This window comes from Micromonospora sp. NBC_01392 (assembly GCF_045040125.1).
GTDB lineage: Bacteria > Actinomycetota > Actinomycetes > Mycobacteriales > Micromonosporaceae > Micromonospora.
Window position 1 is genome coordinate 714,636 of record NZ_CP109549.1, and the last position, 17,246, is coordinate 731,881.

17 protein-coding genes and 1 pseudogene are annotated in these 17,246 nt (G+C 70.0%); 8 read left to right on the top strand and 10 right to left on the bottom strand.

Translation table 11 applies throughout. The annotated features are described in order from the left end of the window. Positions 1-272: 272 nt before the first annotated feature. From OG767_RS03355 to OG767_RS03375, 5 genes and pseudogenes are all read right to left on the bottom strand, one after another. Positions 273-584 (bottom strand): hypothetical protein, encoded by a 312-nt coding sequence (locus OG767_RS03355; protein ID WP_405092101.1) that lies wholly within the window; start codon positions 582-584, stop codon positions 273-275. A 575-nt stretch (positions 585-1,159) separates the two neighbouring features. Beyond that, positions 1,160-2,668 carry a hypothetical protein gene (locus OG767_RS03360; protein WP_405094369.1) on the bottom strand — a complete coding sequence of 503 codons (1,509 nt, stop codon included), beginning with the start codon at positions 2,666-2,668 and terminating at the stop codon, positions 1,160-1,162. 138 nt (positions 2,669-2,806) lie between these two features. After that, positions 2,807-3,196, bottom strand: a pseudogene (locus OG767_RS03365) (ATP-binding protein); the annotation flags it as partial. Continuing rightward, entirely contained in the window at positions 3,196-3,666 is a 471-nt protein-coding gene (locus OG767_RS03370) for a hypothetical protein (protein WP_405092102.1), read from the bottom strand. The pseudogene OG767_RS03365 and the gene OG767_RS03370, both read right to left, overlap by 1 nt. Positions 3,667-3,668: 2 nt before the next feature. Beyond that, positions 3,669-4,580 (bottom strand): hypothetical protein, encoded by a 912-nt coding sequence (locus OG767_RS03375; protein WP_405092103.1) that lies wholly within the window; start codon positions 4,578-4,580, stop codon positions 3,669-3,671. Positions 4,581-4,974: 394 nt separating this feature from the next. On the opposite strand from OG767_RS03375, the gene OG767_RS03380 reads away from it, so the two are divergent. Then, complete coding sequence (locus tag OG767_RS03380; protein ID WP_405092105.1) at positions 4,975-5,298, top strand: hypothetical protein; 324 nt, start codon at positions 4,975-4,977, stop codon at positions 5,296-5,298. 364 nt (positions 5,299-5,662) lie between these two features. On the opposite strand, the gene OG767_RS03385 is transcribed toward OG767_RS03380, so the two are convergent. Continuing rightward, positions 5,663-6,550, bottom strand: a complete 888-nt coding sequence (locus OG767_RS03385; RefSeq protein ID WP_405092106.1) for a hypothetical protein — start codon at positions 6,548-6,550, stop codon at positions 5,663-5,665. A gap of 120 nt (positions 6,551-6,670) precedes the next feature. Further along, the gene (locus tag OG767_RS03390; RefSeq protein WP_405092108.1) at positions 6,671-7,360 is read right to left on the bottom strand and encodes a hypothetical protein; all 690 of its coding nucleotides are present in this window, start codon (positions 7,358-7,360) and stop codon (positions 6,671-6,673) included. A gap of 308 nt (positions 7,361-7,668) precedes the next feature. On the opposite strand from OG767_RS03390, the gene ssd reads away from it, so the two are divergent. From ssd to OG767_RS03425, 7 genes are all read left to right on the top strand, one after another. Then, entirely contained in the window at positions 7,669-8,772 is a 1,104-nt protein-coding gene (gene ssd / locus OG767_RS03395; protein WP_405092109.1) for a septum site-determining protein Ssd, read from the top strand. Next, the gene (locus tag OG767_RS03400) at positions 8,769-9,980 is read left to right on the top strand and encodes a TadA family conjugal transfer-associated ATPase (RefSeq protein ID WP_405092110.1); all 1,212 of its coding nucleotides are present in this window, start codon (positions 8,769-8,771) and stop codon (positions 9,978-9,980) included. The genes ssd and OG767_RS03400 overlap by 4 nt, the downstream gene beginning before the upstream one ends. A 59-nt stretch (positions 9,981-10,039) precedes the next feature. Next, on the top strand, positions 10,040-10,825 hold the full coding sequence (locus OG767_RS03405; RefSeq protein ID WP_405094119.1) for a type II secretion system F family protein: 786 nt from the start codon (positions 10,040-10,042) through the stop codon (positions 10,823-10,825). Next, positions 10,825-11,553 (top strand): type II secretion system F family protein, encoded by a 729-nt coding sequence (locus tag OG767_RS03410; protein WP_405092111.1) that lies wholly within the window; start codon positions 10,825-10,827, stop codon positions 11,551-11,553. The genes OG767_RS03405 and OG767_RS03410 overlap by 1 nt, the downstream gene beginning before the upstream one ends. A 23-nt stretch (positions 11,554-11,576) precedes the next feature. Then, positions 11,577-11,744, top strand: coding sequence for a DUF4244 domain-containing protein (locus OG767_RS03415; protein ID WP_013283643.1), 168 nt, complete (start codon positions 11,577-11,579; stop codon positions 11,742-11,744). A 59-nt stretch (positions 11,745-11,803) separates the two neighbouring features. Then, the gene (locus tag OG767_RS03420; protein ID WP_405092112.1) at positions 11,804-12,214 is read left to right on the top strand and encodes a TadE family type IV pilus minor pilin; all 411 of its coding nucleotides are present in this window, start codon (positions 11,804-11,806) and stop codon (positions 12,212-12,214) included. 455 nt (positions 12,215-12,669) lie between these two features. Next, a complete protein-coding gene (locus OG767_RS03425; protein WP_405092113.1) occupies positions 12,670-13,029 on the top strand; it encodes an Rv3654c family TadE-like protein in 360 nt (119 codons plus the stop codon). Between the two features lie 152 nt (positions 13,030-13,181). On the opposite strand, the gene OG767_RS03430 is transcribed toward OG767_RS03425, so the two are convergent. The 3 genes from OG767_RS03430 to OG767_RS03440 all read right to left on the bottom strand — a co-directional run bounded on the left by OG767_RS03430 (position 13,182) and on the right by OG767_RS03440 (position 17,149). Further along, complete coding sequence (locus OG767_RS03430) at positions 13,182-13,760, bottom strand: hypothetical protein (RefSeq protein ID WP_405092114.1); 579 nt, start codon at positions 13,758-13,760, stop codon at positions 13,182-13,184. Positions 13,761-13,967: 207 nt separating this feature from the next. After that, complete coding sequence (locus OG767_RS03435) at positions 13,968-14,174, bottom strand: hypothetical protein (RefSeq protein WP_107154710.1); 207 nt, start codon at positions 14,172-14,174, stop codon at positions 13,968-13,970. A gap of 338 nt (positions 14,175-14,512) precedes the next feature. Beyond that, a complete protein-coding gene (locus OG767_RS03440; RefSeq protein ID WP_405094120.1) occupies positions 14,513-17,149 on the bottom strand; it encodes a DEAD/DEAH box helicase in 2,637 nt (878 codons plus the stop codon). Positions 17,150-17,246 lie beyond the last annotated feature (97 nt).

Genomic DNA, 17,246 nt, shown 5'->3' on the forward strand with positions numbered 1-17,246 from the left:
GGCGAACCGCTGACCTTCCGATTTTCGCTGGGTGGGCTGATTGCAGATGAGAGGACAGGAAAAGGCGCGAACGAGGCGTGATGGCCGCATGGCCGTCGGCCCCGTTGATCCTCGTGATACGCGCTGGGAGGTACCCGCGCCGAGGTGCCGGGTGAGTGTCAAGGTGTCGAGATTTTGCAGGGGCGCGGACCCCCTCGGCTACCAGCCAGGCCGCACGAAATCAAGGAAGATCCCACGGAGCGCCGCCCGTAGGCGTTCGCTGGCGTAGAGCCCTATACAGCGATGATTTCCGAGCCGATGCCGAGACTCCCGAGGTCGTCCATCAACCGCCAGTACACGTCAGACTCGTAGAAGCCTTCGGCATCGCTATTTCCCTCGGCGGGATCGATCTTGTGCATGTCGGGGACGTCGTAGGCGATTGTGTATCCCGCCTCGGAGTCGTTCCACTCGACGCGAACAACCATGTCCACAGTGCCGATGTCGTAGTTGTCGTTCCCGTGGTTCTTGGCGATGTATTCGAACGGATACGTGAAGGTGTAGCTGTCCTCTTTCTTGAGCGACCGCAGATAGTCGTGCTCGTTCACGAAGCCATGGTTATCGGACTCACTCCACATGGCAGAAGCATACGACCACTAGGGCCTACGCGGTGCTCACGACGGCGAACGGCTCCAGCCGCACAACACGAGCCGTGGACGATCGCACGGCCGCCGAGTTGACTCCAGGCGGGGGCGGGAGCCACTGGAGGGAGCCACCAGGGCGACCGGCGGTGAACGAGCCCATACAAGATCGAACGCTGCGATGCTGGTGACAGACATGATCCGGATAGACATGAACCACCGAGACACTGCGATGCAAATCTACGGATCAGAAGGTCAGCGAGAGCCGGCCGTACAGCCATCCGTACAGCCACGACCACCCGCCAACGCCGACGTTGCCCTACAACTACGGACAGGCTGACCAGGCGCGCAGCCGCTCTACCAGCTATCTGCGATCTTCTTCTAATCCCCAGGCCGCCGGCGCCCGCGCATGACAACTGCCATTGAGACTCGTCCGGTAGGGCGCTCCACCTTGTCGCCCTGGCCCTGGCCCGCTCCACAATGCGTGGGTCGGCGGCAGACGGGATGGCGCTCGCGGCAGCTGGCTGCTACTTAAGCGCGGGTTACCATTCTTCATAATCTTCATCCAGTGGCACAAGCAGTTTCCGGCGTGCAGGAACGTTAATAAGATTGTGTTGTACGCCGGTCAACATGTCTTGCGCCCGAGACTCCTCCTCGCTTGTGGCTACAAGCACCTGCAAACTCGGGCCTGATGCCTCGGCGAGGCGCCGCATGAATGATACGAAGTCGGAGTACTCGACCTCCTGTTGTCGGGGCTCGTCAAGCGCCAGAAAGCCAAGGTGATTAGTTGGATATGTGCGACCGAGTTCCGCGAGCGAAAGGAGATAGGCCCAAATCGAACGAATCATATCACTGGCCGAAAGATCAAAGCCAAGGTCAAAGCCGTCGTGTGTCGGGCGGTAAGTCTCCTCCGAGATGCGAATATCAGCCGGACTTAAAGACCTGAATCCATATTCGGCTAACTGGCGGCGAAAGTTAGATCCGAGCGCGTTAATTTTCGCCTTATCTGTCGCGCTTAGCCGATCCTTGCCAAGCTCGGCCAAAAATCTACGGTTATCCTGCCACCTCGTGGCGACATGTCGCAGGGTTTCCTCAACGTCGTCCGTTTCGTCTCTCAACTTTTCGAGCGCCTGCAATTGAGCTTCTAGGCGAATCCTAGCAGCGATATCTGCGGATGAGGGCATACTCGATGGCGCTACGAGACTGTCCTTAACGTCGCGAATCTCGGCCCTCAAATCCGCAGCGGCTTGGCGCAGGGTATCCACCCGGGCTCTCAGAGCAGCTGCCAATCGCAGTGCATCCTGGTGCATTGCCCTAAAGCTCCGAACTTCCTGCTCGATGAAGGCGATATTCTGCTCTTCGGACATAGGGCTTTCGGTAACATCGAAGCCATCGGGAAGAAACTGATGACATGTCGGGCAATGAGGCTCTGCGTCGAATACGTGAGTAGTGCGAGAGCCGAGGTTGCGCAGTACTGCGGCGTCTTTATGGCGCTGCAGGTCTTCTCCGAGTGCTTCGAGCCGAATGTTGAGCCCGTCTGCCCTCTGCTGTGACTCTTCATATGAGCTTAAGGCTTCCGCTATCGCTGCGTTCAAAACAGCCAACTCGGACTGGGTGGCATCGAGCCGGAGGTTGAGGTGTTCCTGATCGGCGGCGACTGTTTTGAGAGGCAGAGACGAGATTTCAACAACCTCTTCCCGGAGTCGACCTATCCCATCATCCAGGCTAATCCACTCATTGCCTATAGGCATCAACAGGTCCAAGGCAACTAGGTCGGGATTGGATGGCGGTCGAGGACCGATCCCTCTAAGCACGACGGATGCCGATGCGGCCGACGTTTGAACTCGTTCGAGATGACGCCGCCATTCTGACTCGATGTTCGCTGCTTCTGACTCAAGACGTTGCCGTTGAAGTACCATCTCGTAAGCGTCCAAGGAGAGGACGAATTCAGCCGAGCGCCGAACTACATCTCGGATGCCGAAGTACGTTGGGATACGCGCCTGCAGTCCCAACCACCCGTGCTTCTGCTCGACAAAGAAGTAGGGGAACAAGCATTCAAGGTAGAGGGGGCCCTCCGTGCCGTCGGTCCTCGTAACGCGCGGCAGTTCCCAGCCCAAGAAGTCCGCAAGCCACCGGTGGAATCCAGCCTCGTTTTGAGCGGAACCACGTCGCCTTACGAAATAATCCCGCCGTTGTCCACGTCCATCCCCTGTCAGGCCCTTGCCGGCCAGCACCTTAACTAAACCATTGCTTGGTTCCCGCCCCTTAACGGAGCGTTCGATAGTGGCGACTTCCCCCCGCTCATTCCTGATCTCAATACGCACGCGTGATCGGATTACGCTTAGACGCTTGCCAGATAGCTCGATTGAGTCGGTCATCGCGTGAGGTAGCGGCACCTCACGACGGGGACTCAACATGCCCTCTAGGCCGAGGCCGTAGAGCAATGCTTGGAGGCATGTTGATTTGCCGCTGGAGTTGTCGGCCCTCACCACGTTGAGGCCATCTTTAAAAAGAATGTCGACACCAAAGACGGGACCAGAGGTTTGCGCTCTGAGCTGAAGGGCGCTTACGTGAAGCATTACACCTCCAGCATCTCGCGGATCGACTTCTGAGAGATAACTTTCGGAAGCTTGGATAGGAATTCTTTCTCTCGCCTTAGGACAGATTCGTTGCTTCTGATCGAGGCGGCGAGCATTAGTCCGTCATCTGTTAGAGTCACAGACGGCCCTTTCCAATCGGCCAAGCCCGAGGCGATCGCCAAGCCAATGGTTCTCGACATCGAAGGGTCGTAGCGAATAACCGGATCATCAGGAGCTCTTGCGCCTCTGAACCACCGGATCGCCACACGTGCAACCTTATCGGACCTCATTGCCGAGGTAAGGAAGTGAATCTGTTCGAGACTGGCCGTCTTGCCCCGGGATCTTTCAAGGACGAGAACGAGAGCTGACAGCCGCCAACTGAGCCTCAGATCCCCCGGGATCGGATCGGGGCGGGGGGTGAAACGAATAGTGCCCTTTGCGCCGATGAACGCGTCCTCAAGAATGCCCACGGTCACACCCCCGCACCCTCGAAGTCGAGTGGGCATCTAATGAGCCAATCACCGATGGCCCCCCATGCAAGGGTTGTCAAGGTGTCATTGTCCAAGACGGGCACGCCCTCGCTCAGCTTCCGCTCTAGGTCGCGAACGATCCTAGGGATGAGCTGAGCCGGCGGGTCGCCGTATGAGAGATACTCGATGTTGAGCCGCTTTTCGGTGCGGGTCAACATCCGGGAGGCATCTTCCCACTGGTCCGGGTAGCGCTCTCGAAGCTTCTGCAGATAATTATTCGAGTCAACGTAGTGGCTAACTAGTTCGTTGATGTACCGACCCCGGTTAGTCGGCGAAGGGAATATCGATATAAGCTTGCTGTCGATTTTCTCGCGCACCTCTGTGTTCTCATCCATCCACTCGCGCAGGTTGTCGCCGTCGATGGACGGGACTGATATTAGCTCCTTCGGCCGCCCCAGCAGAGCTTTCCTGGCATCCTGAAAAGCGTCGTCCGTTACAACGCGAACTCTAAACTCGGGGTCAATGAATGGTAAGCCTGTGCCTTTATAGTCTACTGCTTTTTGCTGGGCATGTAGGACGAGCTCTTTCGAGTCGAAGTATGGCACCAGAAAGAAATAGCAGTTGATCTTAACATCACCTAGAAGCTTTTCGAATTCCTTCTTCTTTGTGATTAACTTTTTCATGTCGCGAGTGAGCTTGTCGCGCTGGTTCTCATAGCGGTCGGCGACGCTTGTAGGCTCCTCAGCTGCGTAACACTGGAAAGCGTGCCCACTGTACGTAAAGGCCTCGATCCCCAGATCTCCACCGTGCCGAGCCGGCATCTCCTGCAACTGGTCGGCGCCATACGCGAGACGGAGGAGTTGAAGGCACCACTTCTCCCAATCATTGGGATCCCAGGCCACTGGATTTGTCACATGCTCCCCTATTAGCTCGGCATGCACATGTAAGGTCGGCGAGAGCCGCTGAGCCTAACCGGCTAGGGCCGAAGAGGAAACCTTCTTGTCAAGAAGACGTCGATGGCCGGTGCTTGGGAAGTGGGACGCCGCAGGCGTCCCCTCCGGGCCGACGGTGGGCGACACGGGAGCAGATCAGCGGCAGTCACCGGCGCTGGCCGACAAGGGTCTTGATCTTTGCAAAGCAGAGGTGGTTGCGAGTGATCCCCGCCGAGAGCAGCAGGGGTGCGACCGTGTTCCGTCGGGTACCCGACGCTTGCCCGGCCTTCCGCAGGGGTGGCGCTAGGTTGCCCGGGTGACCGCACCAAGCGAACTGGGCTCGCCGCTGCCATGCAAGACCATCTGGCACTGACCCATGCAGATCTTCACCCTCAAAGCGGGCAGTCTTGGCCGCTCCTGGCACACTGCGCACATCCTTCTGTCGATGCTCACGCTCGGCTGGTGGCTGCCGATCTACGGCATCCACGCCCTCATCTCCGCCACCACCCGGCCCACCGTGCAGGTGGAGGTTCCCGACGGACACCGAGTGGAGTACCGCGACGGGTGGCCCAACGTCCTCGGACCGGACGAGTACCTTGAGCCCCGCCCCGTGAGGGAGAGAATTCTGATTGCCGCAGGCTATGCCGCTCCGGTGCTGATCCTCGTGGCGATTGTCGTCGGGGTGACGCTCCGGAGCTGACCAACGAGTCGGCACGCAGTCCGTCCAAGCAGTGATCCGCGCTCGCGGACTGCCCTGCGGGCGGCCTCCGGCCGTCCTCGGGCGCCCGCAGCGCGTCATTTCCAGTCAGCGGATAGTCAGCAAACGCCGTACCACGTGGCCACTCTCGATCATGCTCGACGACACGACCGGTACGTCTGACCACGCGGTACGGCACTCGATCACACTCGCTGCTACGTCAGGTCACTTTCCCCCCGACGGGGGTCGTCCCTTTGCGGGGAGCGCTCCCGCCCTGGTGGGAGCGCCTTTCCGGCTCGGTCGCCTCCGGGTGCCGGAGTGGCGGAGCGGCCGACCCTTCGTCGGGCCGGCCGCTCCCATCGGCGGATCAGCCCTTGATCAGCTTGACGACCGCGGTGTCGTTGACCTCGACGTACTGGTTGTACTCGCTGTCGTAGCCCTGGGCCCTGGTGCTGACCTCCACGTCACCCTTGACGAACGGCTGGGTGCCGCCCGGCGTGGCGGTGGCGGTCCAGGCCGCCGGGCTGCCCGGGGCACAGTCCACGCGGGTGGTGAAGTCCCCCCGGACGATGGTCTTCTTGACGATCTCGGTGACCGTGCCGTACAGCGCCACGGAGGTCGGCTGGTTGCAGGTGACAGTGCCGTGCACGACCGCCTTGCCGCTCACCGTGCTGGCGGTGCCCTGCGTGGCCACGGCGAGCGCGAGGTCCAGCGGCGCCGGGGCCGGCGGGTTGGCGATGTGGACCTCGCCGCGGGCCGCCGCGGTGCCGCCCTCGCAGTGCTGCTCGAAGGTGGCGTCGAACGTCTGGACGTAGCCGTTCGGTCCGAAGACGGCGTTGAGCACGGTGAACGTGCCGGTCAGCTCGTTGCAGCCGCGGCCGTTCCCGTCCAGGCCCAGGCCGGGGCCCGCGCCGTTGAACGGGTAGCGGGTCGCGTTCTCGTAGGTGCCAGGGGCCAGCGGCTGGCTTCCCGGGGCGTCGAAGTCCAGGTACCACCAGTCGCCGCCGTAGCCGTTGACGTTGACCGACACGTGGCTGGCGTCGGTCGACGCGGAGGTGGTGAGCTGGTCGCCGTCGGCGACCGAATAGGCGTACGACCCGCCGCCGGTGATGTAGTCGCCCTGGTCACCGCTGAAGGTGACCGAACCGGACGCCACCGGCTGCGCCTGTGCCGGCGCGGCAGCGACCAGCCCACCCAGCGCCCCCGTGATCGACAGGCTGGCCGCCAGGGCCGCCCTCCGCCAGGTCTTTTGCATCCCCGCTCCTGTCGGTGAGACAGCTGGGCGGTCGTACCGCCCGAAAGTTGCTGTCGATCAATTACCGCACGGAGTGGTGATGTCGTTACACCGCGAGGACAAAGCGTCCGAAAGGGACGGTCAGCGGATCACGGCGTGCAGCGTCTGCCCGGCCGGCTCGAAGCAGACGAGCCCTCGGCCCTGCTCGTCGGTCACCACCCACGGATGGCCCACGTACGTCTGCTGCCGGTAGGACTGCCCCGCCTGGAGCACCGCGTACCGCTGGCGTCGGCCGTCGTAGTCCAGCCAGTTGACGACCACGGGCGCGGTCCGGGCGTTGACGAAGTCGACGAAGGTCTCCGGCCCGCCCCCGCTGGAGCGCAGCGTCGACTCCCGGGACGCCGGCAGCGGGGTGAGTTCGCCGGGCCGGGACACCGGCGGCTTCGTCCGGCTGGCCGATGGCTTCGGTGCCGGTGGTCGGGCCGCCGGAGTGGTGCGGCGAGGTGGGGCCGGCGAGCGGGTCGGCAGCGCGGCGCGGGTGGAGAGCGACACGGGCGCCGGGGAGTACGACTCGGTTGTCAGGTCCGCAGCCGGCGTGCCGGGCGAGGCCAGGATCGCCTCGGCGCCGCCGGGCGGCGGCAGGTCGGGGCGGCGCGGCATGGCGAAGAAGCTGAGCGTGCCGACCAGCACCACCACCATGACCCCGATCGCCACCGAGGCGAGCGTGGCCGGGGACGGGTCGCGGAGCCAGGCCTCGCCGCCGCTCGGCGGGGCCGGCCGGGCGCGGCGTCGGCCGGACGGGGCTCCGGTGCCGTGCGGTGAATCGGTCATGGCCTCGATTCCGCGAGCGGTGCCGTCCGTTCCACGGCAGGGCGCTCCGATTATGCGGGACGGGCAGCGTTCCCAGTCAATGGCTGGCGGGGTCACCGGTTCCGGCCGGTGAGCCGGGCCGGACCAGTCGTCCGGGCAACCTTCCCCGCCGATCCGGCCGCGTGGACGCATAGCAGATCGACTCGTTCGGCGAGGTCTGTCCACAAGCCCCCTTGTTGTCCACAGGCGAGCGGTTGCGGCGCCCGCACGGTCGGCCCGATGGGCAGGCTCCACCACGGCACGCCCAAGTCCGACCGTTGGAGGCCGCCATGGCGCCCCGCACCCCGCTTCCGCCGTACCGTCGACTGCCGTTGCTCGTCACGGCCGACGGTGACCTGCTCGATGAGCTGCTGCGCCTGGCCGCGGCCGGCGGCACCGAGGTCGAGCTGGCGGCCGACCCGGCCGCCGCCCGTGCCCGCTGGGCGCCCGCGCCGCTGGTGCTGGTCGGCGCCGACCAGGCCGCGGCCTGCCTGCGGGCCCGCCTGCCGCGGCGTCCGCGCACCGTGCTGGTCGGGCGCTCCGGCCAGCTCGATCCGGGTACGGAGTTGGCCGAGCTGATCGGCGCCGAGCATGTCGCGGCGCTGCCCGCGGCGGAACCCTGGCTGGTCGACCGGTTCGCCGAGTGCGTGACCGGGCCGGTCGGCGCGGGCCCGGGCCGGGTCGTGGCGGTGCTCGGCGGGCGCGGCGGCGCGGGAGCCAGCGTGCTCGCCGGAGGGCTCGCGGTCAGTGCGGCCCGGGCCCGGCTCCGCACGCTCCTGGTCGATGCCGACCCGTTGGGCGGCGGCCTCGACCTGGTGCTCGGGTGGGAGCAGCTCGACGGGTTGCGCTGGCCCGAGCTGGCCGGTGCCGACGGCCGGGTGGATCCACCGTCGCTGGTCCGCGCGCTGCCCAGCCGTGGCGACCTGGTGGTGCTCTCGTGGGACCGGGGGGACCTGCGGCACCTGCCGGCCGAGGCGATGGCCGCCACTGTCGACGCTGGTCGGCGCGGGCGGGACCTGGTCGTGCTCGACCTTCCCCGGCATCTCGACGACGCGGCGGTGATCGCCCTCCAGGCGGCCGACCGCGCGCTTCTCGTGGTGCCCGCGGAGCTGCGTGCCACCGCCGCCGCGGCCCGGGTGGCCGCCGTGGTGGCACCCCAGTGCGCCGACCTCTCGGTGATCGTGCGTGGTCCGGCGCCGGGCCGGCTCCGGGCGGCCGAGGTGGCCCGCGCGCTCGGCTTGCCGCTCGCCGGCACGCTTCGGCCGGAGCCCGGCCTGTGTCGGGGGCTGGAGCGCGGCGAGGCCCCGGGCGCCACCGGCAAGGGCCCGCTCGCCGTGCTGTGCCAGCGGCTCGTCGACGAGCTGACCGGTCGGTCCGCGGCGGGCGCGGCGTGACCGGCCCGGCCGATCCCGGAGAGCTGGCCGCCCGGGTCCGGCACCGCTTCGCCGCCGACGCCACCCCGGTCACCTCCGCCGCGGTGGTCTCCGCGGTACGCGCCGAGCCGGGCGCCGGCGTGCTCGGCGACACCACTCTGCTGCGGATCGCCGACCGGGTGCACGACGACCTCGTCGGCGCCGGCCCGCTCGCGCCGCTCCTCGCCGACCCGCAGGTCACCGACGTGCTGGTGAACGGCGTCCGGGTCTGGGTCGACCGGGGGCGGGGCCTGCACCAGGTGGCCGTGCCGCTCGGCACGGTCGACGACGTACGCCGGTTGGCGCAGCGGTTGACCGCGGCGGCCGGTCGCCGGCTGGACGACGCCTCGCCCTACGCCGACGCGCGACTGCCGGACGGCACCCGGCTGCACGCCGTGCTGCCGCCGGTGGCGACCGACGGCCCCTACCTGTCGCTGCGCACCTTCCGGCAACGGCCGTTCACGCTGGCGGAACTGGTCGACCACGGCACCGTGCCCCGGCCGGTCGCCCCGCTGCTCGACGCGGTGGTGGCCGCCCGGCTCGCGTACCTGGTGACCGGCGGCACCGGCTCCGGCAAGACCACGCTGCTCAACACGTTGCTCGGGCTGGTGCCCGGCACCGAGCGGATCGTGCTGGTGGAGGACGCCGCCGAGCTGCGCCCGGTGCACCCGCACGTGATCGGGTTGCAGGCGCGCACCGCGAACGTCGAGGGCGTCGGCGCGGTCGGCCTCAGCGACCTGGTCCGGCAGGCGCTCCGGATGCGACCGGACCGGCTCGTGGTGGGTGAGTGCCGGGGCGCCGAGGTGGTCGACCTGCTGGCCGCGTTGAACACCGGCCACGACGGCGGGGCGGGAACGCTGCACGCCAACGCCCCGACGGATGTGCCCGCCCGACTGGAGGCGCTCGGAATGCTCGGCGGGCTGCCGCGGATCGCGTTGCACGCCCAGGTCGCCGCCGCCCTGCAGGTCGTCCTCCAGGTACGCCGGACCGGCGAGGGGCGGGTGCTCGACTCGATCGGCCTGCTCCTCCCGGGTGGCCCCGACCGGGTGGTGACAGTGGTTCCGGCCTGGATCCGGGGCCGTGGTCTCGGCCTGGCCGCCCGGCCGCTCGGCAACCTGCTGCGCGAGCGGGGCGTGCCCGTGCCGCCGATCCTCTGCGCGGTCTGGCCAGACGCGGCAGGCCCCTCGTGACCGGCCAGCTCGTGACCGGCCAGCTCGGGCTGGTGGTCGTGTTGCTGGTCGGTGCCGCGGTGACGGTCGGCTGGCCGGTACGCGCCGGCCGGACCCGAAAGCGGGCCGTCCTCGACCCGGGACCCGGTCCCGGCCGACGGCCCACCCCTGGCCGACGGCCCGCCTCGACGCCGGGCGGTCGGGCTGCGTTCCCGACGCGGCCGGCCCCTGACCGGCGGCTTGCCTCGACGTCGGCGGGTCTGGCTGCGTTCCGGACCGTCTCCGTCCGGCGGGCCCTGCCGGCGGCGGCGCTGCTCGGTGGCGGGGTGGGGGCGCTCCTCGGTGGTCCGGTGGCCGCGCTGGCACTCGCCGTCTACGGCACGCTCGCGGCCCGGGCGGCGTTACGCAGGCGCACCCGGCAGGCGGCCCAGGCGGAGCACCGTCGTGATCTCGACCGGCTCGGTGCCGTCGCCGCCGATCTGCGGGCCGGTCTGCCCACCGGCCACCTGCTCGACAACGGTTTGGGGCGGATCGCGCGGCTGACCCGGGCCGCGGTGCGACTTGCCGACCGGACCGGAGCGCCGCTGGCCGACCTGCTCGAACGGATCGAAGCCGACGCCCGCGCGGCCGACCGAGGGCTCGCCGCTGCCGCCGCCCAGGCCGCCGGCGCGCGGGCGACGGCGTGGCTGCTCGCCGCCCTGCCGCTCGGCGGGATCGGTCTCGGTTACGCCATCGGCGTCGACCCGGTGGCCGTGCTCCTGCACACGCCGGTGGGCGGTGGCAGCGCCGTGGCGGCCGTGGCCCTGCAGGTGGGCGGGCTGCTCTGGGCGGAACGGCTCGGCGCCGGGCCCGGTCGGGCGGCCTGATGTCCCGCCAGGTGGTCGCCGCCGTCTGCCTCGGCGGCGCCGCTTCCCTCCTGCTCGTCACCGGGGCCGCCGCCCGGCCGGTCCGGCGGTTGCGGCGGCTCGCGCCCACCCCTCGGCAAGGCCGGCCGAACTGGTGGCCGGACCGGATCCGGCTGGGTGCCGGCGTGACCGCCGTGGCCGTGGCGGTGATCGCCGGTGGCTGGGTCGGCCTGCTCACCGGTCTGCTGGCCGGGGTGGCCGCCGACCGTCTGCTGCGCCGGATCGAGCCCCGCGCCGTACGGGAGCGTCACCTGCGCGAAACCGCGGACCTGCCGCTCGCCGCCGATCTGCTGGCTGCGGCGCTCCGGGCCGGCGCACCTGTCGACCGCTCGGCGCTCGCGGTCGCCGAGGCGCTCGGCGGGCCACTCGCGGACCGGCTCGGCCGGGTGGGCCGCACGCTGGGCCTGGGCGGTACGGCGACCGAGGCGTGGGCGCACCTGCGCCCGGTCTCCGGGGCGGAGAGCCTGGTGACCGCCGCGGTCCGCTCGTCGAACAGTGGCGCCGCGCTGGCCGGCGCGCTCACCCGACTCGCGGACGACCTGCGGGCGGAGCGCTCGACCGCGGCTGAGGCGGCGGCCCGACGCGCGGGCGTGCTCATCGTGTTGCCGCTCGGGCTGTGCTTCCTGCCCGCCTTCATTCTCGCCGGTCTGGTGCCGGTGATCGTCGCCGTCCTCGGCGACGTGCTGTGAACCATCGAGAAGGGACGTACGACATGCGCAAGCTTCTCACCCGACTGCGGGGTGACGCCGGCATGAACACCGCGGAGTACGCCGTGGGCACCCTCGCCGCGGTCGCCTTCGCCGGCATCCTGCTGAAGGTGCTCACCTCCGGGAACGTGCAGTCCGCGCTGACCGCTGTCATCGACCGGGCCTTGAAGTGACCGGGCGCCGGTGGGCCGGCCGTCACCGTGGCCGGTACGCCCTCGTTCCGGCCGCCCCGGTGGCGAGTGGCGGGGCGCCGTACGGCGTCCGGTGTGGCACCGCCCGCCGTCGCCCCTGGGACGCCCGGGAACGGGGGTCGTTCACCGCCGAGCTGGCGGTCGGTCTGCCGGCGTTGATGTTCCTGCTCGTCGCCGGCCTCACCGCGGTCGACGCGGTGACCACGCGTGCCGGCTGCGTCGACGCGGCCCGGGAAGCGGCACTCGCCGCCGCGCGGGGCGAGCCGGGCCCACCCGCCGCCACCCGGTACGCCCCGGCGGGCGCGGAGGTGACGTTGACCGTGACCGGTGACCGGGTGACCGCGACCGTCCGGGCACCCGTCCGGACGTTCGGCACGAGGCTGCCCCGGTCGACCGTCTCCGGCGTCGCGGTGGCCGCCGTGGAACCCGGCGCTCCCGGGCCTGTGTCGTGACGCCGCCAACGCCGGAGAAGCCGGGAACGCTGGAGAAGCCGGGACGGCCGGCGAGGCCGGCGACGCCAGGGCGGCTGGGGACGCTGGAGAAGCTGGGGACCTTGTCACCGACCGTCAGCTCGGCCGACCGTGAGCCGCACCCGGATGAGCTGTCGGACCCCGCCGGGCCGCACCTTGCCGGAGCGGGCCCTGCCGGGCTGGGCCTCGCCGAGCCGGACCTCGCCGGGCCGAGCCCTGACAGGCCGGACCTCGCCGGGCCGAGCCCTGACAGGCCGGACCTCGCCGGGCCGAGCCCTGACAGGCCGGACCTCGCCGGGCCGAGCCCTGACAGGCCGGACCTCGCCGGGCCGAGCCCTGACAGGCCGAGCCTTGCCGGGCCGAGCCTTGCCGGGCCGAGCCCTGACAGGTCGAGCCTTGGTGGACCGGACGCACACGGACGGCCCACCGGCTGGTCGGTGGACGAGCGGGGCGGGGCGACCGTGTGCCTGCTCGCCATCGGTCTGGTGTTCGTGCTCGTGGGGCTGTTCGGCGCCGGGCTCGGGGCCGCCCGCTGCGCGCGCCATCAGGCCCGGGTGGCGGCCGACTTCGGCGCGCTCGCGGGCGCGAGCCGGGTGCTCGACGGGGCGGACGCCGCCTGCGGGTCGGCCGACGCGCTGGTGTCCGCCAACGCCGGCCGGATGACCGGGTGCCGGATCGACGGCCTCGACCTGATCGTCACGGCGCAGGTACGGGTCGCGCCGCTACCCGGGTTGACCCGCGTCGCCACCGCCACGTCCCGGGCCGGCCCGGCGCGCGAACTCGCCGTCGCGCCATGACCATGACCATGACCATCGCCTGCCGCCTGCCGCCTGCCGCCTGCCGCCTGCCTGGCGACACTGGTTTCGCTACCGGCGGGCGGGCGGCGGAACCCACCCGGCGGTCGACCGGTGGAGCCCGCCGCGACGGGCCGCACCGGTCGACGCCGGCGTCAGCGGGACTGGAGCGCGTCCAGGCCCACCGCCATGGCGATGACCAGGCGACGGTCGATGTGCGGGTGGTGGATGTCGACGACGTACCGGTCGCGCAGGCCCCACTTCTTGTCGACCGAGAACACCGGCTGGCCGCCGGCCAGGAAGTCGAAGTGGTAGGGCAGCCAGGAGAGCGAGTCGACGAAGCGGCGCAGCAGCGCCACCGGCAGGCTGCGCTCCTGTCCCGTCGCGGGCGGCAGACCGGGCTGCTCGACGTGCCAGGTCGAACGCAGCAGCGACTGGGCGAAGTCCTTGCGGAACAGGCCGATCGGGGCACCGGCGTGGTCGGTCACGTCGTAGGTGGCGCCGAGGTCGAGCCGTTGGCGGGCCTTGAACCCGAGCAGGGGGTACTGCTTGGTGTCGTCGGTGTAGATGGTGACCTGCTCCTTGAAGGCGAGCCGCTTCTGCTGCGCGAACGCGAGCAGCCCGCCCTCGGAGCCGTCCGGTGCCACGGCGTGCACCTCGTACTGGTTGACCATCATCCGGATCCGCTGGCGGACGATGAACCGGTGCTGGGCCTGCAGGCTGTCGAGCGACATCTGATCTCCTTCGAGGGGTCGCCGGAGTCTCGCACAACGCCGCCACCAGCGCGCACCGCTGGTCAGCCCTGACGGTGACCTTGATCGACTCCCGCACACCGAAGTGACGGTGCCGGTCATCGTCCGACACCGTCCTCCCGTGAGCTGGCGAGACGCCACCCGGCCCGACCGCGCTCATCAAACAGCGGTTCGGGCCGCGACGGGCGGTCAGCGTCCGCCGTCGACCGTGGCCTTCATCGCCCACGTGTTGAGCACCTGGTGGATACCGCGCAGGCGTTCGTTGATCTGGTCCAGCCGCTCCGCCTGGGCCAGGTTCGCCAGCGCGGTACCCAGCGCTATCTGCTGGTCCGGGGTGAGGCTTTCCTGGTCGATGGTGTAGAGCAGCTCGACGGTCTCGGCGATCGTGTCGGCCACGGCGGCACCTCCGGCGGACGGGTCTCGGGTCGCGTCTGCGCTACCGGAATGATGCATGGAAGCGCTCCCATACATCAATGCCCCGTGGCACCCTTCCTCATGCACCCGTCCCACCCACCAGACTCACTCCTCCCACCAACCCGCCCGTCGATCTTGCACCTTGCGCCCAGGCGTATTGGACAAACAGGGCGCGGCGTGGGCCGAAACTGCAAGATCGACGGGGTGGGTGGGGTCTGCGCTGGTCGAGCATCGGGCGGCGCGTCGGGGGCGGGAACAGTCCTCGCTCGCTGGCGTCACCGCATCGGTGGGCCGAGGTGGTGACGAGTGATGCGGCGAGGTCAGTCCGTCGTGATGGGGTCGGTCGCCGATCGCCGGGCTGCCCGGTCGTCCTGCCGTGGCAGCACCCCGTCGCGCTCCGCCCCCGGCTCCGACTCGTCACCCGACGAGCCCTCACCCGCCACCGCATGGACGCCCACCGCGCTGCCGGCCACCGCATGGACGCCCACCGCGCTGCCGGCCACCGCATGGACGGCCGCCGCGCTGCCGGCCGCCGCATCGACGTCCACCGTATGGACGCCCGCCGCGTCGCCGGCCGAGGCGTCGACGGCCGTCGCGGTGCCCGCCGCGGCGGCGAGGTTGGTGAGCACCACGTCGAGGACCTTGACGGCTTCCGGCTTGGCCAGCGGGTTGTTGCCGTTTCCGCACTTCGGGGACTGGACGCAGGACGGGCACCCGGTCTCGCACCCGCACTCGACGATCGCGTCGCGGGTGGCGCGCAGCCAGGCGGCGGCCGTCCGGTACGCGCGCTCGGCGAAACCCGCCCCGCCGGGATGACCGTCGTAGACGAACACGGTCGGGGCCTCGGTGTCCGGGTGCAGGGCGGTCGACAACCCGCCGATGTCCCAGCGGTCGCACGTCGCCATCAACGGCAACAGGCCGATCGCGGCGTGTTCGGCGGCGTGCAGCGCGCCCGGCACGTCCGCGGCCTCGACGCCGGTCCGAGCCAGCGACTCCGGCGAGAGCGTGAACCAGACCGCGACCGTACGCAGCTCGCGCGCGGGCAGGTCCAGCGGGCGGGTGTCGATCACCTCGCCGGTGGCGATGCGCCGGCGCTGGTACGACACCACCTGACTGGTCACGTCCACCTCGCCGAGGAACAGCCCGACCGGGCCGGCGTCGACGTACGAGCGGACGGACACCACGGACAGCGAGGTGACGTCGCGGGCGTGGGTGGACCAGTCCGGCTCCTCGGTGTGCACCAGCGCGCACCCGTCGGCCAGGTCGAGCGTGTCGACCACGTATGAGACGCCCTGGTGCAGGTAGACCGCGCCGGTGTGGAGCAGGAAGTGTGCGGAGCCGCCGTCGACGGTGCCGAGCAGCCGCCCGGTGGACTCCTCGACCACGCAGACCGGGGCGCCGCCCTCGCCGCGCAGGTCGACCTCGGGGCGTTCCCGGTGCCGCCAGTACCAGCCGGTGGGCCGCTGCCGCAGCGCGCCCGCCTCGACCAGCGAGTCCACCGCCTCCTTCGCGCCGTCGCCGAACAGGTCCAGGTCGGCGGCGGTGAGCGGGGCCTCGTGGGCGGCGCAGGCGAGTTGCGGCGCGAGCACGTACGGGTTGGCCGGGTCGAGCACGGTGGCCTCGACGGGACGCCCGAACAGCGCCTCCGGGTGGTGCACGAGGTAGGTGTCGAGCGGGTCGTCGCGGGCCACCAGCACCGCGAGCGCCTCGTCGCCGGAGCGCCCGGCCCGGCCGGCCTGCTGCCAGAGCGAGGCGCGGGTGCCGGGCCAGCCGCAGATCAGCACCGCGTCCAGCCCGACCAGGTCGACGCCGAGTTCGAGCGCGTTGGTGGAGGCGAGCCCGAGCAGGTCGCCGTGCAGCAGCGCCCGTTCCAGCTCGCGACGCTCCTCGCGCAGGTAGCCGGCCCGGTAGGCGGCGACCCGGTCGCCCAGCCCCGGCACCGCCTCGTCGAGCGACCGCCGCGCGTTCGCGGCGACCACCTCGGCGCCCTTGCGGGACCTGACGAAGGCGAGCGTGCGTACCCCCTCGACCACGCTGTCGGCGAGCAGGTCGGCGGTCTCCCGCAGCGCGGAGCGCCGGACCTGGACGAGATCAGCGTCAACAGACGAATCCGTGGGCGGCAGCAGCGGCGGCTCCCAGAGCGCGAACGTCACCCCGCCGCGCGGCGACGTGTCCTCGGTGACGGCGGTGACGGGCAGGCCGGTGAGCCGCCCGGCCGCCGTCGCCGGGTCGCCCGACGTGGCCGAGGCCAGCAGGAACACCGGCGTACGCCCGAAGCGGGCGCACTGTCGACGCAACCGTCGCAGCACGTGCGCGACGTGTGAGCCGAAGACGCCCCGGTAGGTGTGGCACTCGTCGATGACCACGTACGCGAGCCGGCGCAGGAAGCCGGACCAGTGGGCGTGCCCGGGCAGGATGCCGTGGTGCAGCATGTCCGGGTTGGTCAGCACGAACCGGGCGTGTCGACGGATCCACTCCCGTTCGGTGCGCGGGGTGTCGCCGTCGTAGGTGGCCGGGCGTACCCCGTCGAGGTCCAGGCCGGCGACGGCGCGGAGCTGGTCGGCGGCGAGCGCCTTGGTCGGGGCCAGGTAGAGCACCGTGGCGCGCGGGTCGGCGAGCAGCGTGCTCAGCGCGGGAAGCTGGTACGCCAGCGACTTGCCGGACGCCGTGCCGGTGGCGACGACGACGTGCTGCCCCGCGTACGCCAGCTCGGCGGCCTGGGCCTGGTGCCGCCACGGCGCGGCCACGCCGCGTCGCGTGAACGCCGCCCGCAGCTCCGCGGGCGCCCAGTCGGGCCACGACGCCGGCTCGCCGACGCGGGCCGGCACCCGCTCGACGTGGGTGACCGGGTCGGTGGCGTGGCGCAGCCGCAACCGGCGCAGCAGCTCGTCCGGCGTACGCCTCGGGCCGGGGCTGTCGTCGGTCACGTCCTGCACTCTCGCACTGGTGTTCGGAATTGGGAACCGCCGGGTCGGGGTATGGGGAGGGCCGGGCCGGTGACCCGAAGCGGTCGCACGGGGGGATGGTTAGATGCCCAGGAGAGTTTACCGAGGA

Coding starts and splice junctions, on each gene's coding strand:
- ssd (WP_405092109.1), top strand. CDS start 7,669: ATGGCGCCCCGCACCCCGCTTCCGCCGTACCGTCGACTGCCGTTGCTC.
- OG767_RS03430 (WP_405092114.1), bottom strand. CDS start 13,760: ATGTCGCTCGACAGCCTGCAGGCCCAGCACCGGTTCATCGTCCGCCAG.
- OG767_RS03390 (WP_405092108.1), bottom strand. CDS start 7,360: ATGACCGATTCACCGCACGGCACCGGAGCCCCGTCCGGCCGACGCCGC.
- OG767_RS03385 (WP_405092106.1), bottom strand. CDS start 6,550: ATGCAAAAGACCTGGCGGAGGGCGGCCCTGGCGGCCAGCCTGTCGATC.
- OG767_RS03380 (WP_405092105.1), top strand. CDS start 4,975: ATGCAGATCTTCACCCTCAAAGCGGGCAGTCTTGGCCGCTCCTGGCAC.
- OG767_RS03410 (WP_405092111.1), top strand. CDS start 10,825: ATGTCCCGCCAGGTGGTCGCCGCCGTCTGCCTCGGCGGCGCCGCTTCC.
- OG767_RS03415 (WP_013283643.1), top strand. CDS start 11,577: ATGCGCAAGCTTCTCACCCGACTGCGGGGTGACGCCGGCATGAACACC.